This window comes from Cutibacterium sp. KBN10P07758, assembly GCF_050286205.1.
GTDB classification, from domain to species: domain Bacteria; phylum Actinomycetota; class Actinomycetes; order Propionibacteriales; family Propionibacteriaceae; genus Cutibacterium; species Cutibacterium acnes.
Genome location: NZ_JBNNQV010000001.1, coordinates 2,451,445 through 2,467,505, shown reverse-complemented (window position 1 = coordinate 2,467,505; position 16,061 = coordinate 2,451,445). Strand labels below are relative to the sequence as shown.

The window sequence follows — 16,061 nt, the reverse complement described above, 5'->3', positions numbered from 1 at the left end:
GTCACCGGAAAGGCCGGTGCGAATGACCAAGGAGGTCGCCATGAAACACGTCAATACCGTTGCTTCGGTCGTTCTGCCGATGATCGCGGGGATACCCCCTCTCGTCGAGAAACGCGACGAGAGAGGACTCAGCCAGTCAACCGAAAACGCCATCTTGTTAGTGGGGGCGGTCTCGATAGCGACGGTGGTTGTCACCGTGATCAAGGGCTATGTGTCGTCAAACTTGCCGAAATGAGTCGGGGTCGATCGGAGCATCGACGGTGCCGGGAGCGTGGAGTTTCCGAATCCCTTCAGTGGTCGCTGGTGTGGCCCGTCGTCCTGCTGGTAGTTGTTGCGGTCATTCAGACCGCGGTCGTCCTTCAGGCACGGGCTACCGTCACCGAAGCGGCTCGAGCAGCAGTTCGCGTCCAAGCTTTACGAGGTTCGCACGCTGGTGAAGCCGAGGCTACCGCGCGCGATGTCGCCCAGACCTCGAAGGTGACCGACGTCACCGTCACGGTGAGTACGACTGATTCTCTCGTCAGAGTCGATGTTGAAGGACGAGCCGCAGCGCTCTTTGGTGCTGTTGTCGCGGTGAGAGGGCATGCTGTCGCCGTCGAGGAGGGGACATGATCCGGCCTGTCCATGGGCGAGCGCTGTTGCCTCAAGACCGCATCGATCAGATACGGTGTCGACGCTGCAACGCCTGCCAGAACAGACGCCATTGGTGCTGCCGGGGAGCGGTCGCGGTCGAAGCCGCACTGATCTTGCCCGCTCTGCTCATGATTGCCGCGGTGGCCACGGGAAGCTGGCGAATTTCTGAAGTAAAGGCCGACGCTCAATCGGCTGCCCAAGTCGCTGCACGGGCTGGGTCAGTAGCCTCGTCGGTTGGCGAGGGCATTGCGGTTGGGCAGCGCGTTGGTCTGGCTGAGTTGGCTGGCACCAGGTGCAGTAACCCCGCAATTGCTGTGGATTCATCTGACCTTACGCTTCCTGTCGGGTCCGCTGGCACCACATCAGCACGAGTAAGTTGCACCATCAAGCTGTCTGACCTTCTCGTCCCGGGAATGCCGGGGTCCTTCCACATCGAGTCGGTGGCCCACTCCACCCTCGACAGCCATCGGGAGCGATACTCATGAAGATCTCACCTGTCCGTGCCCGAATACACGGCGCCCTGGCCGTGGTCGCCCTCCTCCTTCTGGTGGTGGGCTCCCCAGCCGCTCTCGTAGCATGGGGACACCTCGATGCCACCACCGTGTTGCGCCCAGCAGGATGGCTAGCCCCTGATGACGGGTCGATTTTCCTCACCGTTGTGACTGTGATCGGCTGGGCGGCTTGGACCGTATTCTGTGTCTGCGTCGTTGCCGAGGCCGTCGGAATGGCCACCAGCCAGCGTCATCACGTGAAGCTTCCTGGTCTGGGCGCGATCCAGGAGATTGCGGCAGGACTGCTGGTGGCAAGTCTGACCGTCCTGTCCCCGTTGACGCGATCAGCTGTCCCACCCGCTCCGGTGTCGCTAGTGGCTACTGCGGCGGCTGCCCCGCAGCCTGCGCCTGAGGCTCAGATGGACAGCGACTCCGGGCACGACGAGGACGTCATGACTGTCACAGTTGGCCCGCATGACGACCTGTGGACACTCGCCGAGACCTGGTATGGGGATGGCACTTCGTGGCGACGCATCGTCGCTGCCAACCCCGATGTCGACGTTGATCATCTCGTCGTCGGTCAGCGACTCGCTCTTCCGGGAGCCACAGTGACCGTGCCCGCTGGGCACACTGGCGCCGGTCGCCCGATCGATACTGAGCAACTCAACCAGATCGCTCCCCCGTCGGAGATGTCGAAAGTTCGGACCATCACGGTCGAGCAAGGAGACACCCTTAGCGGGATTGCTCAAACACAGTTGGGGGATGCATCGTCCTGGCCAGCAATCTGGCATCTCAACGAGGGGATCATCGCGGACCCCGACCACATCGAGCCAGGTTGGGAACTGGTCTTGCCGGACTCCCCAACTGTGGACAAGCGGGCATCTGACCAGCACACCGATGAGCAAGGCGGCAAGCGGGAAAAATCGACCCCTGCCGAGACTCCGACCACCGAGAGCACTCCGCCCGTGCTACCTGAAGGGGGTGGCGACAGCACGGCTACCGTCAATGAGACGAAAGTTGAACCTCACACGGCTGCCGGGGCGGACCAGGCAGTGAGTATGGCTGAGGTCGGGCAAAGCCCGGCCGAGATACTTCGGACCGCATTAGCTGGCCTGAGCTTGTTCCTGGCAGGTGGGGTCGCTGGAACAGTCACAACTCGACGCCGACAGCAGCTTTTCACCCGGCCTCTCGGCAGACGCATACCGCCAGTATCTGGAGAGCCCCGGCGGGCCAAGCGTGTTCTTGACGCCGCCGCAGATCAGCTCGACGAGTCCGCGTCATCGCGGGACACCGCTGCTCTTGCCATGACGCCGACCACCGTCGTGTTGGGAACATGTGACCCTCAGACGCCGGTCGTGGTGGACCTAGCCGATGTTGGCGGGGTACTAGCGGTTAATGCCGCCAGAGACCTGGCTACGGCGATGGTTGCCTCGATCAGCCTGTCCCTTGTTGCGGCGCCGTGGAGCGGCGGAATTGACATCGTAGCGGTGGGTGAGGATCTTGCCTGGCTGGCACATACCGGCAGTGACGATGTCCAACTCGCTGATGAGGACGAGGTTGTCGAGGGGTTAGCTGGTCTTTCCAACGAAGCCAGCGAGTATCCCGCGACGATTACCAGGGTTGTCCTCTCCTTAAGCCCCCTCAACCTTCCGAGCCCGGCCTCCCTTGCTGCAGCGGGCATCGTCATCGTCATGCCCGGGGTAGGCGGCCAAAAGATTACCGTCACCGACTGCGATCATGCGGAGTTCCACGGCCAGTCGTTTACCCCACAGATCGTCACCTCTCCGATGCGTCGTGCTGTTGTGGAATTGCTTGAGACTACCGCTCGGTCTGATACGGAGCCCGCTCCGTGGTGGGAGCCGCGGCGAGGCGATGAGGAGGGATCCGATCCTCCGCCGGTGATGGACAAGCCCTGCGCTGTGCTGCCACCCAGTGATGCCCATCTGACCGTCGAGGAGGAAACCGTGCTGACGTCGACTATGACGAGTGATGTTGCCCACCTGCCTGCCACCGGTGGACAGGTGCCGTCGCCCATATTGCGGCTTCTCGGCCCGGTTGACCTGTTGGGGGCTCGGGGAAATCCGCCGACGAAGGCTCGACGTCAATGCTTGGAGTACTGCGCCTGGCTGCTGTGCCATCCAGGAGCTCGCTCGGTGCAGATGGCTGACGCACTCATGGTTGCCGAGCCGACCCGGCGCTCCAATGTCTCCCGGCTACGCCGTTGGCTCGGCACCGATGACGCCGGTCGCGCCTATCTTCCGGAGGGATACGACGGTTCATTGCGCCTCGCAGACGCAGTGACAAGTGACTGGGAAAGGCTCGAGCTGTTGGTTTCTGGGGGAGTATCGACGGCTCCGCTAGCCAATCTTGTGAGCGCCCTTGACTTCGTTCGTGGGGCTCCTTTGGCCGATGCCGCTCCCGGCCAATGGCACTGGGCCGAGGAATGGCGGATCGACATGATCCAGATGGTTCGCGACATCGGGGTCGAGGTAGCCCGACGAGCTATGGAGATAAGAGACGTTGAGCTGGCATCTCGGGCCCTTGCCAGAGCCACCGTCGCCTGTCCCGAGGACGAGGTGTTGTTAGTGGCCCGCATCAAACTGGCTGACGAGCTCGACGACCGTGGCGAAGTCGAGAGGCTGGTCTACGTGCTGTCTCGTCAGGCCCGACGGCTTGGCGTGGATTTGTCAGAGGAAACCATCACCGTTTTGCAGGAGGTGATGGAAGGTCACGCTCGAGCCAGGGTGGTCTGAGGGCATCTACTAACCACTAGTCGAGGAGCGACGCCCGTACATGAATTGAGGCGTCATTCTTCGGGGTTAGCGGCGGGCAACCCACCGAGGGCACTGCCCTTGTCAAAGACATCGTTACCATGAGCCCGGGTCGCTAGCGCGAAGACCACAGCCACCACGGCGTAGGCGATGGCCAGACCGACTATGTGTGGGCCGGACAGTCCCTGGATGGGCAGCACCAATGCAGCCAAAGCTGAACCTGCCACGAACATCGCGTTGTACACCATGTCGTAAGCGATGAACACACGGCCCTTGTAACCGTCAGTGATGTGTGCCTGGCAAATGGTGTCGACACCGGCCTTGAGAGACTGGGCGAATAGCCCGACGAAAAAGCCAGCCACGAGCAGACCCCAACGGTTCGGGGTGGCGCCTGGGAAAGCCTGGATGACTGCGGTCGCGGTGAGGAGGGCCATAAGGGCACGACGCATTCCTAGCCGATGCACCAACACGGGCATGAAGCCTGCCGAGAGCACGAAGCCGGCCCCCATAGCTACGGCCCATACGGTCATGTCTGCCATGGCTCCGTTGATGTCAGACTGCACGTGGAATCGGTTACGGTACCCCAAGATCATCGCCACCGAATACACCCCGAACAGCACCCGCTGGGCGCCAATCAGCGTGAGGGAGTGCCCCACCAGTGGCACTTTCCCTAGGTAGCGGAACCCATCCACCACATCCCCAGCCACCGCTCTCATCGTCCGAGAACGATCCACCGGTGGCGGCCCAAGCTCCCGACGTGAAAACTGCAGCCCCAAGGCGACCGAAACTGCGAAGAGGGCTGCGGAAATACAGAAAATGATCGTATCGGCGTGGTGTACAGGGATATGGCGTCCGGCAATCATGCGCACTGCTGCTGCAACAACGGCACCAATCATGAGCCCGAGCGGGCCAATCGTCGGCATGATCGACGACGCCGTCAGGTAGTCGCGCTTGTCGATGGTGTACTCCAACCCAGCGACCAAGGCGGTGAGCAAGAACCGGTTCAGGCTCATCGCGATGAGTAACCCGATGAGCAAGGCCAGGTGGGAGGGTTTATCGCGCGCACCATTCCAGACCAAGATCCCCAGCCCGACCGCAATGAGGCAGCGCAGACCATCGGTATAGACGAGGATGCGCTGACGCGACCAACGGTCGAGTACAACGGAGACGAAGGGGCCAATGATGCTGAAGGGCAGCAAGGTGATAGCCAGCACCATGGCGATCGACCACGCGTCAGGCTGCTGCTCGGGGGAGAGCAAAACGTAGGAAGCCATCCCGACCTGAAGGGTGCCGTCAGCCGCCTGGGTAGCTACACGAACCCCGAGAATCTTCCGGAAGTCGCGGCGTCGCCACAGGTGGCGCAGGTTCTGCCAGAACACATGGTCTCCTTCGGGCTGGCCTCTATCGATCCTAAAGGGTGAACCGAAGAACACTCGCGGGGGATCCACCTTAGCGGCCCTGCAAGGTTGGCCTCATCAATGAGGCTGCAAGGACGACGCAGCAGGACCGGAAATACCCCTACCTGCGGGCGAAGTACCACGTGGACGGTTGCCATAGCTCGGGGCTCTCGGCGCTTTTGTTACGGAAGTTTGCTCGGCTCCTATGTCCGCGACCTCGAGGAGAAATCAGAATCTCGGTGACATGTGATGGCAGCGGAACGCTACGCTGCTGTGGCGTCAGGTGAGCGTTGGTAACGGTCCGGGCCGGCCATGATGCGCACAGGTATGCAAAGAGGTGTCCAACACGTCATGATTGGAGCTATGACAATGAAGTCGGATCTTGAAATTGCCCGCGAGGCCCACCTTGACCCCATCGAGAAGGTTGCAGCCCGGGCAGGCATTGATGAGAAATACCTGGAGCCCTATGGGCGCGGCGTCGCGAAGGTGGACCTCGATGTCGTCACACACAACAGGGATCATTCTTGCGGTAAATACGTCGTCGTCACGGCCATGACTCCCACGCCTCTTGGTGAGGGCAAAACGACCACCGCTGTTGGTCTAGCCCAGGGCCTAGAGAAGATCGGCAAACATAGCGTGCTGGCCCTACGCCAGCCGTCGATGGGCCCAACTTTCGGAATCAAGGGCGGTGCCGCTGGCGCTGGATACTCCCAGGTGCTGCCGATGGAGAAGCTCAATTTGCACCTGACTGGTGACTTCCATGCCATTGGAGCGGCCCACAACCTGCTTGCCGCCATGATCGACAACCATCTGCACCAGGGCAACGAGCTCGACATTGAACCTCACTCGATCTCGTGGCGTCGCGTCGTCGATATCAATGACCGTGCCCTGCGCAACACCATTGTTGGTCTTGGATCGAGGGTCGACGGCGTCCCCCGCGAGACCGGATTCGATATCACCGCGGCTAGCGAGGTTGGCGTCATCCTGTCCTTGGCCACCTCCTTGTCCGACCTGCGTGCTCGCCTGGGGCGTATCGTCATCGGCTATAACCGCTCCAAAGAGCCAGTCAGCGCCGAGGATCTGCACGCCGCCGGATCGATGGCCGTCATTCTTAAAGACGCCCTCAAGCCAAACCTATTACAAACTACCGAGAACAGCCCGGTGCTCGTTCACGCCGGCCCCTTTGGCAATATCGCCACCGGTAACTCCTCGGTCATCGCAGACCGCGTCGGTATCGGTTGCGGCGATTACTTGCTCACCGAGGCCGGATTCGGTGCTGACATGGGAGCTGAGCGGTTCTTCAACATCAAATGCCGCATCGGTGGGATGCGCCCCGACGCTGCCGTCCTCGTCGCCACCGTGCGTGCCCTCAAAACCCACGCCGGTCGCTACAAAGTCATCCCCGGAAAGCCCCTGCCCCCGGCAATGCTGGAGGACAACCCTGACGACGTGCTCGCTGGTGCTGCCAATCTGCGCAAACACATCGAGATTGTGCGTGAGTTCGGCGTCTCCCCGATTGTGGCTCTCAACGTTTTCCCGACCGATCACCCCGATGAGATCGATGCCGTCCGTAAAGTCGCTGAGGCCGCCGGAGCCCATTTCGCCTCTTCGACCCATGTCGTCGATGGCGGTGACGGTGCCGTCGACCTGGCTCACGCGGTCGTGGCAGCCTGTGACCACAAGGCCGACTTCCGCTACACCTACGACCTTGAGGACTCTCTAGTCGAGAAACTGACCAAGGTTGCTACCAAGGTTTATGGGGCTGACGGAATCGACATCGCCCCAGCGGCAGCCAAGGAGCTGGCCCACTTCGAGGATCTCGGCTACGGCACATTCCCGGTTGTCATCGCGAAGACCCACCTATCCCTGTCCCATGACCCATCCCTCAAGGGCGCCCCGACCGGATGGCGGTTGCCTGTGCGCGAGGTGAGGGCCGCCGTCGGAGCTGGATACATCTACGCGATCTGCGGCGACATGCGCACCATGCCGGGCTTGGGCCGTCACCCGGCCGCCGAGAGGATAGATATCGACGATAACGGCGAAACCATCGGACTGTTCTGACGTCAACGGTTCGGGGGCGCGCAGTGGTGCCGCGTCCCCAAGCTGGTTCCAACCATCGGCGTTGTGTAACGCCTCCGGACAACACAGTTCAGGCTTGTTGCGGGGATGCCGTACCCTCAACTCGTGACCAGCAAACGTGCCGAGGATGCCCGCCTCCGTATCGAGTTTGAGGAGAGAGCGCGCCGTCAGGAGGCTGTTCAGGCCCAGCGACTCATCGATGACTTCCTCGTCATGGCTCGCGCTCAGGGGATGACACCAGTGCCGCTGCGCGCTCAACTTATGGACGGCCACGAGGCGCGCACTGACAAACGAGGCTGGTACCTTAACGCCAAGCATTCCCTCGCCATCGGAGAAAACGGGGAGTACTACCACCTCGTCGTCACCGGTGGCTTCGCTGAGCGACTGCGCGGGGTCAAGCTTCACCCTTCCCTGCCCCCGATGCATATTGGCAGAGGCGGTCGCGACGGTGAGACTGGAGAACTTAAAGAGTTCCTGACGTGGCTGATTGACTCTCGTTAGGCTTCGACGGCGGCCGGGGCGTGACGCTGACCACCTAGTCGACGGCGTCTCTTGGACCTCAAGTAGTCACGTCCGAACCATGCCGTCATAATGACGGCGCTGGCGAGGAATCCCCAAGGAATGAGACGCAAGCCCAGGATGGTGTGGTCACGCACCGTCACGATGGCGTCATCCGGATGGTTCGGTGTGGCTCGGATCACTAGATCGACCTTCTGACCCACGTGGTATTTCTTGATGTCACGGTAGGGGTTCGACCAGACCGTATCCGTCGCCCCGTCGTAGGTGTACGAAATGAGCGCAACATTGCCGCCCTCGGCATGCATGAGGTACTTGGTAGCACCGGTACTGACGGAGCGGTGCGAGTAGACAGCTGTCACGGTTCCCTGGATGATCTGGCCATCATGGATGAAATTGTCGCTGCGGTCAGCTAGCACGAAGTACAAGCCTCCCACAGTCACGAGATAGATCACCCCGAGCAGAGCCATGACACGCTTGAACTTCGTCACAGCGAACAGCATACGTCGCACGCATCGCAACCTCATTCACGACGCGGCGAGCAACTCGTCACGATGCTGCCTCATGGCCCGGCTCGCCCGAGAGCATCGAGCTCGCACCGCTGTAGGGCTGGTGTTATGACGTTGTGCGGCGGTAGTGCAATCCAATGCCTCCACCCACACACTACGCAATACTGGCGCGCTTGTCGGAGTGATGATTCCGAGCTCCTCAGCTGCACTGAGCAAGTCCGACGCCACCTGCCCTGGTTCTTGCATCTCTGGTGCGCTGATGTCGATTGATTCGGCAGGGGTTTCTGGGCTGCTGTGCTGGCGTCGAGATGAAATGGCATGTAGACAGTCCAAGGCCACATTTGTGCACACCTTGTTAGTACGGGACAACGGGAAAGTGACGATAACTACCCAGGCCTCGCCGATGTAGTCATCGAGACAGGCCTGATGATCACGATTGGCGATCGTGACCAGGGTAGGAAGAATCGCCTGAATCAGCGCCATCCCGGCGAATTCGGATGTCTGACCGGCCCCGCTGCGGGCGGCGATAAGGGCGCGAAGTGCGGCAGCGTCGTCTTGACGCAGCCGTTGGGGAAGATCCTCTGGGTAGCACCCGCGGCAGATTAAGTCGGTGCGCCACGGGGCGCGGGGGTGGGAGCACAACTCTTGCCAGAGGGAACGGAGGCGGCGGGGTGTAGTGGACGTGAAGGTCATGGCAGCACCTTTCGGATGGGCGATGCCCTAAGCCCATCGAAGTGGTGTTGTCTGCGGTGTTGTCCGCATCCGTGTAGGTGTTGCCCTTTCCTACACCGGTGTTGCCTCTATCTCGTCTGGTGTTGTCCGATGAATCGCTGCGAAAACCGGCCGTGCCCCGAAGGACACGGCCGGTTCACGGCTTCCCGCACAAGGTCTCACTCGTTGGCGAGCGCCTCGGTTGGAATCGCTTTGGCGGCTCGTCTGCCCGGCAACACCGAGGCCAGGCATGCCGCCACCAGGCAGATCGCGATGAGACTGAGGGTCCATGGCCAATCGATCGAGAAGTGCACAGGGATGGTGTCCGAGGCGACGCGGAACACCGACCGAATGCCCAGCCAGGCGAAGTAGAACCCAGCAACTATTCCCACGATGACGCCGGCCATTCCGACCTGGATCGATTCGTACAGCAGCATCAACCTCAATCCACGCCGCTGCATGCCCATAGCCCGCAACAGCGCAGATTCCCGACGCCGCTCCAGCACGGACAGGCTCAAGGTATTGGCCACGCCGATGAGGGCGATGAGCACCGCCACACCGAGCAGGGCCGTCATCACCATCAGCAGGACCTTGAGGATCAGCTCGACGATTCCGCCGATGAGGGCGCCTCCACCGATGTCCATATGCTGCGAACTACTGCTCGACATGGACATCATCACCGTCAGAGTGGAGGCCAAATTGCTGCGGTCGTCCAGGTGGACCCAGATGGACTGGTCAGTCACGGAAGGCACGATCCTCTTCAAGTCCTCTTGATTGACCACGACGTCGCCTTCAGAAAGCCCGTGGACCTTCGTGACCTTGAGAGTCACTTTGCCTTTGGAAGAGGTGAAGGTCATAGTCTGCGGCGGGTTGTCTATGGAAGTTATCAGTGCGACCCCCGGCTTCATCTCCTTGGCGATGGAGGGTGCCACCTTGGCGATCTCGTCAGGGTTTCCGGACAACATATGGGCGTGAGGGGACAGATCACTCTCGGCGAACCCACCTTTGAGGACGATGGAGTCCTTGACGTTCGGCAGGTCCTGCACCGTCTTTAGGGCTGACGTGTCGAGCGTGCTCGCCGTCTCCTGGCCGGTATTTGGGTCGTAAGAGGGGCGGTTCGTGAGGGTGAGGTCGATCGGGAAGTGCTCGTTGATTTGGTCCATGACCGTCGTGCGCGTCGTCGAGATGCCCACCTGTAAGGTCACCGACAAACCGATAGCCAACATAAGGGCCACCGCAGTCAGAGAAGTGCGAGTCGGGTTGCGGTTGGCGTTTGAGGTTGATAGCCGTGCTGTGGGCCCGAGAGGTCGCAGCAGGAATCCCATGGCACGGATCAACCACGGCACGTACAGCGGGGTCGCGATGAGCAAAGTTAGAGACAGACACATTGCTGACAGAATTGCCATCGTGATGATTGATGTACCGGTTCCGACGATGGCCCCCACAGATAGCGCAATTCCAGCCACTGCAAGCAGGGAGCAGACGACGATCCTCGCAATACCGATGCGACGTTTCTGTTCCACGGTCGGTACTGGGCGCAGTGCCTCCAATGGTGCCACTCGAGTTGCCCGCAGTGCCGGCAGGAAGGCCGCCAACACAGTGATGACGATGCCGATGAGGAACTCGACGATAATGTCACCCCACGGCCAGGCTAACCCGAAGGCTAAAGCCCCGGTATAAGCCGTGCCGGCAACGGTCAACAGGATGCCAAGCACGACCCCCAGCATCGATCCAAGGACGCCGAGCACGATCGCCTCGGCGAGGACTCGTCGTCTCACTTGGCCGCTCGACGCTCCAACAGCCCTCATGAGGCCGATCTGGCGACGTCGCTGAGCCAACAGAATGAGAAAGGTCGTCGTGATAATAATCGCTCCCACTAACAGGGCGATAGCACCAAAGACCATAAGCATGTACTTGGTGACATCGAAGTCCTCAGTCAGACTATTGATGGTTTTCTTCTGGAAAGAGTCAGCCGTCGAGATCGTGGCGCCGGCGTCGTCTTTATTGAACTGCGGTGCGTCCTTAATCTTCGGCAGGGTCTTCTCGAGGTTGGTGACGAGTTGTCCCGGCGCCGTCCCATCCTTGGCCTTGACGACCCAGGTATCGGGGGTTTGGCCGGGAAGTTGGCCCACATAAGCCGGAGCAGTTTGCAGAGCCGAGGGGTCGTCGGTGATGCCGACCACCTTGAGGTCATGACCGCTGAACGCAACGGTATCGCCGATGCTGGCCTGGAGTCGCTTGGCAGCATCTTCGGACAGAGCGACCTCGTCGGCCTTCGACGGCCAGGACCCGTCCTTGACCGTCGACCAGCGGAAGGGCTCTGCCGGAACCTGGTGGAGGTCGATCATCACCGAATCATGTCCGTGGGCTGCCGGCATGGACGTCGACAGCACGGTGTCAACAGCCGCGACCCCCTGGGTTTCTTTGATAGTTCGGGTGACCTCATCGGGGTCGGCAACCGCTCCGCCGGTGTCGACGACAACGTCGGCCTTCGAGGTGGCAACGGCCTGTTCCTTGCCCAGCGCCACACCCTGGGTACGTACGAACATCGAGATACCAACGAGGAACCCAACCGACACTGCAATGGCAATGAGGGTTGCGACCAACCGACCGGGATGGTGACGCAGCTCTCTGAGAGCCTCAGTGAACATCAGCCCTCCAATCCGGCCATTGCCTCGCTCACCGATTCGGCGGTGGGGGAGGCAATGTCGTCGACGATGCGGCCGTCTAACAACATGAGGGTGCGGTCGGCATAGGATGCGGCCTTTGCGTCGTGAGTGACCATGATGATCGTCTGCCCTAGATCGTCGACGCAGTGGCGCAGATAACCCAGGAGGTTTGCGCCTGACTTTGAGTCCAACGCACCGGTAGGTTCGTCAGCAAAGACGACGTGCGGTTTGGTGATCATGGCTCGGGCGCAAGCGACACGCTGCTGCTGGCCGCCCGACAGCTCCGAGGGACGATGCTTAAGCCGGTCGCTAATGCCCAGGCCGGTGATCAACTGGTCCCACAGCGCCCTGTCAGGCTTGCGTCCGGCCAAGTCCAGAGGAAGCAGAATGTTTTCCTCAGCGGTGAGCATCGGCAGCAGGTTGAACGACTGGAAGATGAACCCGACATTGTCGCGGCGCAGAGTCGTCAGCTTGGCATCAGGAAGATTCGAAATCTCCATACCAGCCAGGAATACCTGCCCTGAGGTTATGCGATCCAAGCCAGCCAGGCAGTGCATGAGAGTTGACTTGCCAGATCCCGACGGTCCCATGATCGCGGTGAAGGTGCCGCGGGTGAAGCGAACGCTAATTGAATTCAGGGCGGTGACGCGGGTTTCCCCTTCTCCGAAGATCTTGGTGAGCTGCATGCCGGCTGCGGCGTCGGTCTCTATGGGAGTATTGAGGAGCCCAGGAGCGAGGCCACCGCGTTGGGCCGGGGTGGCGGTGTTAAAGGGGTGGGCAGGGAAAGGCTTGGCAGTGTGGGGCGGCTGAGGAGCCGGTGCCTGTAGTCCCCAGGGCTGACCTAGTTCCCGATCCTGCTCACCGATAGGTCGCAACGAGTCACCGCTCCACTCCGATGAGGTGCCATATCGGGGTGGCTCGAAAGATCCTGGCTCGCTCGGGATCGCATGGTCCAGCGAGTGCTGGGGTTCGTCAGATTCGTAAGGTCGGTCGTGGTCGCTCATGATGCCTTTCATGGTTCCCGAAGAGGGTATCGACTAGTAGCCGACACCCCCTCACGCCTTAGGTGACGTGAAAAAGACGGACGTTTATGATGCCCAGTATTGAGTACGGATTAGGTATCTCAAAGAAGGCCGACCTCATGGGCAAACAGCACGAGGCCAACCCGGTCGCGGCACTCTAATTTCGATAGTAGTCGGCCGATGTGAGTTTTCACAGTTCCTTCTGCCATGTAGAGGGTCTGCGCGATTTCGGCGTTCGTCGCTCCCTTTGCAATCTCTACCAGCACTTCCTTCTCGCGATCTGTCAAGACCGACAGTCTCTTATCTGCGGCCTTGGGATCGTTAGGCAGGGTGGGGACGACGTGGTCGAGCAAGCGGCGGGTGGCCGATGGTGCGACGACAGCGTCGCCGTCAGCAACATTGCGGATAGCGCTCAGCAGTTCCGTGGGGCGGGCATCCTTGAGCAGGAACCCCGAGGCGCCGGCCTTGAGAGCGGCGTACACATACTCGTCGAGGTCAAAGGTGGTCAGAATCAGCACCTTGGTATCCAGTGGGGACGCCGTGATGCGTCGAGTGGCCTCGACACCGTCCATCTGCGGCATCCGGATGTCCATGAGGGCGACGTCGACAGGCATTCGACGTAGCACGTCAAGGGCCTCGAGGCCGTTTGACGCCTCCGAGACGACCTCCATGTCATCCTCGGATTCGATGAGCATACGAAACCCCGAACGGACCAGGGACTGGTCGTCGACGAGGATGACGCGAATCGGATCGGGCATGGCACCTCCAGTTGCTCGTCAGTCGAAGCTTACCGATCGCGTGCCGTGCAGGAATGTGTCGATCTCTGGATTCGCTGGGTCGTAATGGTCGCCGCACCAGGTCTCGGCGAATTGCTCTAGACGCTGATCGGTCGAGTGAAGAAGGAGGAACAGCGTCGCGCCGTGGGCAATCATGGCGAGCAAGACGAATGAGCGTGGTAGGTATAGCAAGAACGCGAGAACGAACAGGATGAGCGCAGGCCAGGTCATTCCACAGAACGCCATGATCGTCTTCTTGGCGATGGCAGCCTCCATCGCGTTGGCGTCAACCTTGCCGGTTAGTTTGGTGGGAAACGGACGCAATATCAGGCCGAGGATCAATGCCACAAGCCACGATGCAGCAGGGATGCCTAATGACTTGACGAGCGGTGTGTGGGATTCCGGGAGGATTACCCACGCATCCAGTCCGAAAAACCCAAGTGCCACAGCCACGGTGAGGAGCAGGATGTCCAGTTTTCTCGTGATGCCATGAGTTAACACAGCGTAATAGTATTTCATATCTCGATCATCCAGCGTCACACCGCACATGAATCGTAGTTCTTGCTGCGAGGCTGTGAATGACCACAGGCACGTTCTGGCGAACCTCAGCAACGAGAACCCCTGGGCGCGATGCGGTTTCGATCGACAGCGCTGCCGCCGTGGTTGGCCTCTCCTCGATGCGGCTTAACTCTTGACTGCTCCCTCCGAGATACCGGCGATGAGTTGCTTGGCACCGATGACAAACACGACGAGCAGTGGGACGACAGCAATGAGCGAAGAAGCCATGAGCATGCCGTAGTCGGTGCCGTGTGCCGTCTTGAGTTGGCTCAAGGCTACCTGCAGGGTCAGTTTGCTGGGATCGTTGAGGACGATAAGGGGCCACATGAAGTCATTCCACGAGCCGATGAAGGTGAAGATCCCCAAGAATGCCATGGCAGGACGAATAATCGGTAGGCACACGTGCACGTACTGGTGCCAGAACCCGCACCCATCTAGCGTGGCAGCCTCCAGCAGTTCCTTCGGGATGGCATTCGTAGCGTACTGTCGCAGCCAAAACACCCCGAACGAGCTGGCTAGGGAGGGCACGATGACGGCCTTGAGGTCGCCTACCCACCCGATCTTGCTCATGAGGACGAACTGCGGGATCGTCGCGAGTTGGGTGGGAAGCAAGAATGTCGCCAGGACAATCACGAAGAGCACGTTCCTGCCGGGAAAATCGAACTTGGCGAAGGCGAAAGCTGCCAGCGACGAGATGAGTAACACAAGTACCGACACCGTGGTCGCCACGAGAGCCGTGTTGGCCATAGCCGCCCAAATGTTGACCTTATCGGTGATGGTATGAACGTTCTCGCCCAGACGGTTGCCGGGGGTAAGGACCGGAGGATACTTGTAGATCACTGAGGATGGCCGGCTGGCTAGCACGAACATCCAGTAGAACGGGAATAGCGAGATCAGCCCGCCCAGAATGAGGAACAGGTGTCGGAAGAACGCCCCGATGTGCACCCGCCGTCTCATCGTGCCACCTTGCGATCATGCTCGCGGGTAACGAGCCAGTTAATGATCGAGAAGAACAGCACAACGACGAATACTCCCCAGGCGATCGTCGCTCCATAGCCGTATCGGTTCTCCTGAAAGGCCACTGAGTAGAAGTAGAGCACCATCGTCAAACCGGAATTGTTCACCCCGCCTGCCGAGGCCGCCCCGGCGGACTGAGAACTCGTGAGCACCTGCGCCTCGGTGAAGCTCTGCAACGAACCGATCGTCGACATGAGGGTGATGAACAAGACGATGGCACGAAGTTGGGGCAAGGTGACATGGAAGAACGTCTGCCACCCGTTGGCCCCGTCAATGGCAGCCGCCTCATACTGCGTCTTGTCGATGGCTTGCAGACCGGCGAGGATGAGCAGTGCGTTATAGCCGACGAATGACCACACTGTCAGGGACGAGATGGCGATCTTGATGCCCCACTCGTTTTGCAACCAGGCGATATTTTCCTGACCTAGCAAGTTGCGCACGGCGTTGGCCAGGCCGAACTGGCTGGAGAAAATCGAGCTGAACAAGATTCCCATAGCCACCATGGACGTGATATTCGGGACCAAGTAAATGACCCGATAGGTCGTAGAGAACCGCATCGTCTTGTTCAGCATGAGGGCGACGATCGTGGCAATGATGAGTGTCGGGATCGTGCCCATCGCCCACAGAATAAGCGTGTTGCCCAGCGACTTGTAGAACAGGTGGTCGCTGATGAGATAGGTGAAATTCTCTAAACCGACGAAATGGCCACTCCCCAAGCCTGACCAGTCAGTGAAGGCTAGTAGCAGGGTAAAGATCATCGGTATAGCGGCGAAGACAAGGAAAAAGAAGAAATACGGACTCAAAGCGGCATAGATCGGCAAAGCCTTGCGCATTCGCCGACCCACGGACGGGTGATGCAGCTCGTCCGTGGGCGTGGCGGTGACGGTATGTGGTGAACTCATCTCGGTACAG

Annotated in this window: 15 protein-coding genes; 6 read left to right on the top strand and 9 right to left on the bottom strand. The window is 60.3% G+C overall.

Annotated features, from left to right (window positions below):
* Window positions 1–22 precede the first annotated feature (22 nt).
* From ACOYO3_RS12065 to ACOYO3_RS12050, 4 genes are read left to right on the top strand one after another with little or no spacing between them, the layout of a single operon-like run.
* Complete coding sequence (locus ACOYO3_RS12065) at window positions 23–235, top strand: hypothetical protein (protein ID WP_002515840.1); 213 nt, start codon at window positions 23–25, stop codon at window positions 233–235.
* Entirely contained in the window at window positions 232–612 is a 381-nt protein-coding gene (locus tag ACOYO3_RS12060; RefSeq protein WP_002550525.1) for a TadE/TadG family type IV pilus assembly protein, read from the top strand. Before ACOYO3_RS12065 ends, ACOYO3_RS12060 begins: the two co-directional genes overlap by 4 nt.
* Window positions 609–1,118: a TadE/TadG family type IV pilus assembly protein gene (locus ACOYO3_RS12055; RefSeq protein ID WP_002522842.1), complete on the top strand. Its 510-nt coding sequence runs from the start codon at window positions 609–611 to the stop codon at window positions 1,116–1,118. Before ACOYO3_RS12060 ends, ACOYO3_RS12055 begins: the two co-directional genes overlap by 4 nt.
* Window positions 1,115–3,877 (top strand): LysM peptidoglycan-binding domain-containing protein, encoded by a 2,763-nt coding sequence (locus ACOYO3_RS12050; protein WP_002524580.1) that lies wholly within the window; start codon window positions 1,115–1,117, stop codon window positions 3,875–3,877. Before ACOYO3_RS12055 ends, ACOYO3_RS12050 begins: the two co-directional genes overlap by 4 nt.
* A 53-nt stretch (window positions 3,878–3,930) precedes the next feature.
* Here the strand turns inward: ACOYO3_RS12050 and ACOYO3_RS12045 are convergent, their stop codons facing one another.
* Window positions 3,931–5,328, bottom strand: coding sequence for an MFS transporter (locus ACOYO3_RS12045; RefSeq protein WP_002524581.1), 1,398 nt, complete (start codon window positions 5,326–5,328; stop codon window positions 3,931–3,933).
* Window positions 5,329–5,604: 276 nt separating this feature from the next.
* Here ACOYO3_RS12045 and ACOYO3_RS12040 point away from each other — a divergent pair, with 276 nt between their 5' ends.
* Together ACOYO3_RS12040 and ACOYO3_RS12035 are read left to right on the top strand one after the other, a co-directional pair.
* Complete coding sequence (locus tag ACOYO3_RS12040) at window positions 5,605–7,353, top strand: formate--tetrahydrofolate ligase (RefSeq protein ID WP_002519813.1); 1,749 nt, start codon at window positions 5,605–5,607, stop codon at window positions 7,351–7,353.
* 105 nt (window positions 7,354–7,458) lie between these two features.
* Window positions 7,459–7,872 (top strand): hypothetical protein, encoded by a 414-nt coding sequence (locus ACOYO3_RS12035; RefSeq protein WP_002515819.1) that lies wholly within the window; start codon window positions 7,459–7,461, stop codon window positions 7,870–7,872.
* Here the strand turns inward: ACOYO3_RS12035 and ACOYO3_RS12030 are convergent.
* The 8 genes from ACOYO3_RS12030 to ACOYO3_RS11995 form a co-directional block, all read right to left on the bottom strand.
* Window positions 7,869–8,390, bottom strand: coding sequence for a hypothetical protein (locus tag ACOYO3_RS12030; protein ID WP_002519814.1), 522 nt, complete (start codon window positions 8,388–8,390; stop codon window positions 7,869–7,871). The genes ACOYO3_RS12035 and ACOYO3_RS12030 overlap by 4 nt on opposite strands.
* Before the next feature lie 24 nt (window positions 8,391–8,414).
* Complete coding sequence (locus ACOYO3_RS12025) at window positions 8,415–9,089, bottom strand: hypothetical protein (RefSeq protein ID WP_002517276.1); 675 nt, start codon at window positions 9,087–9,089, stop codon at window positions 8,415–8,417.
* Between the two features lie 197 nt (window positions 9,090–9,286).
* Window positions 9,287–11,758 (bottom strand): ABC transporter permease, encoded by a 2,472-nt coding sequence (locus ACOYO3_RS12020; RefSeq protein WP_002524583.1) that lies wholly within the window; start codon window positions 11,756–11,758, stop codon window positions 9,287–9,289.
* Entirely contained in the window at window positions 11,758–12,792 is a 1,035-nt protein-coding gene (locus ACOYO3_RS12015) for an ABC transporter ATP-binding protein (RefSeq protein ID WP_002524584.1), read from the bottom strand. The genes ACOYO3_RS12020 and ACOYO3_RS12015 overlap by 1 nt, the downstream gene beginning before the upstream one ends.
* Window positions 12,793–12,899: 107 nt before the next feature.
* The gene (locus ACOYO3_RS12010) at window positions 12,900–13,556 is read right to left on the bottom strand and encodes a response regulator (RefSeq protein WP_002515807.1); all 657 of its coding nucleotides are present in this window, start codon (window positions 13,554–13,556) and stop codon (window positions 12,900–12,902) included.
* Between the two features lie 18 nt (window positions 13,557–13,574).
* Window positions 13,575–14,123 carry a hypothetical protein gene (locus ACOYO3_RS12005; protein ID WP_002519817.1) on the bottom strand — a complete coding sequence of 183 codons (549 nt, stop codon included), beginning with the start codon at window positions 14,121–14,123 and terminating at the stop codon, window positions 13,575–13,577.
* 135 nt (window positions 14,124–14,258) lie between these two features.
* Complete coding sequence (locus tag ACOYO3_RS12000; protein WP_002518585.1) at window positions 14,259–15,089, bottom strand: carbohydrate ABC transporter permease; 831 nt, start codon at window positions 15,087–15,089, stop codon at window positions 14,259–14,261.
* Entirely contained in the window at window positions 15,086–15,982 is an 897-nt protein-coding gene (locus tag ACOYO3_RS11995; protein WP_002524585.1) for a carbohydrate ABC transporter permease, read from the bottom strand. Before ACOYO3_RS11995 ends, ACOYO3_RS12000 begins: the two co-directional genes overlap by 4 nt.
* Window positions 15,983–16,061: the final 79 nt, after the last annotated feature.

Bases quoted from the DNA above. Each gene is read 5' to 3' on its own strand.
- ACOYO3_RS12065 (WP_002515840.1), top strand. From the start codon at position 23: ATGACCAAGGAGGTCGCCATGAAACACGTCAATACCGTTGCTTCGGTC.
- ACOYO3_RS12060 (WP_002550525.1), top strand. From the start codon at position 232: ATGAGTCGGGGTCGATCGGAGCATCGACGGTGCCGGGAGCGTGGAGTT.
- ACOYO3_RS12055 (WP_002522842.1), top strand. From the start codon at position 609: ATGATCCGGCCTGTCCATGGGCGAGCGCTGTTGCCTCAAGACCGCATC.
- ACOYO3_RS12050 (WP_002524580.1), top strand. From the start codon at position 1,115: ATGAAGATCTCACCTGTCCGTGCCCGAATACACGGCGCCCTGGCCGTG.
- ACOYO3_RS12040 (WP_002519813.1), top strand. From the start codon at position 5,605: ATGATGCGCACAGGTATGCAAAGAGGTGTCCAACACGTCATGATTGGA.
- ACOYO3_RS12035 (WP_002515819.1), top strand. From the start codon at position 7,459: ATGCCGTACCCTCAACTCGTGACCAGCAAACGTGCCGAGGATGCCCGC.
- ACOYO3_RS12030 (WP_002519814.1), bottom strand. From the start codon at position 8,390: ATGCTGTTCGCTGTGACGAAGTTCAAGCGTGTCATGGCTCTGCTCGGG.
- ACOYO3_RS12025 (WP_002517276.1), bottom strand. From the start codon at position 9,089: ATGACCTTCACGTCCACTACACCCCGCCGCCTCCGTTCCCTCTGGCAA.
- ACOYO3_RS12020 (WP_002524583.1), bottom strand. From the start codon at position 11,758: ATGTTCACTGAGGCTCTCAGAGAGCTGCGTCACCATCCCGGTCGGTTG.
- ACOYO3_RS12015 (WP_002524584.1), bottom strand. From the start codon at position 12,792: ATGAAAGGCATCATGAGCGACCACGACCGACCTTACGAATCTGACGAA.
- ACOYO3_RS12010 (WP_002515807.1), bottom strand. From the start codon at position 13,556: ATGCCCGATCCGATTCGCGTCATCCTCGTCGACGACCAGTCCCTGGTC.
- ACOYO3_RS12005 (WP_002519817.1), bottom strand. From the start codon at position 14,123: ATGTGCGGTGTGACGCTGGATGATCGAGATATGAAATACTATTACGCT.
- ACOYO3_RS12000 (WP_002518585.1), bottom strand. From the start codon at position 15,089: ATGAGACGGCGGGTGCACATCGGGGCGTTCTTCCGACACCTGTTCCTC.
- ACOYO3_RS11995 (WP_002524585.1), bottom strand. From the start codon at position 15,982: ATGCGCAAGGCTTTGCCGATCTATGCCGCTTTGAGTCCGTATTTCTTC.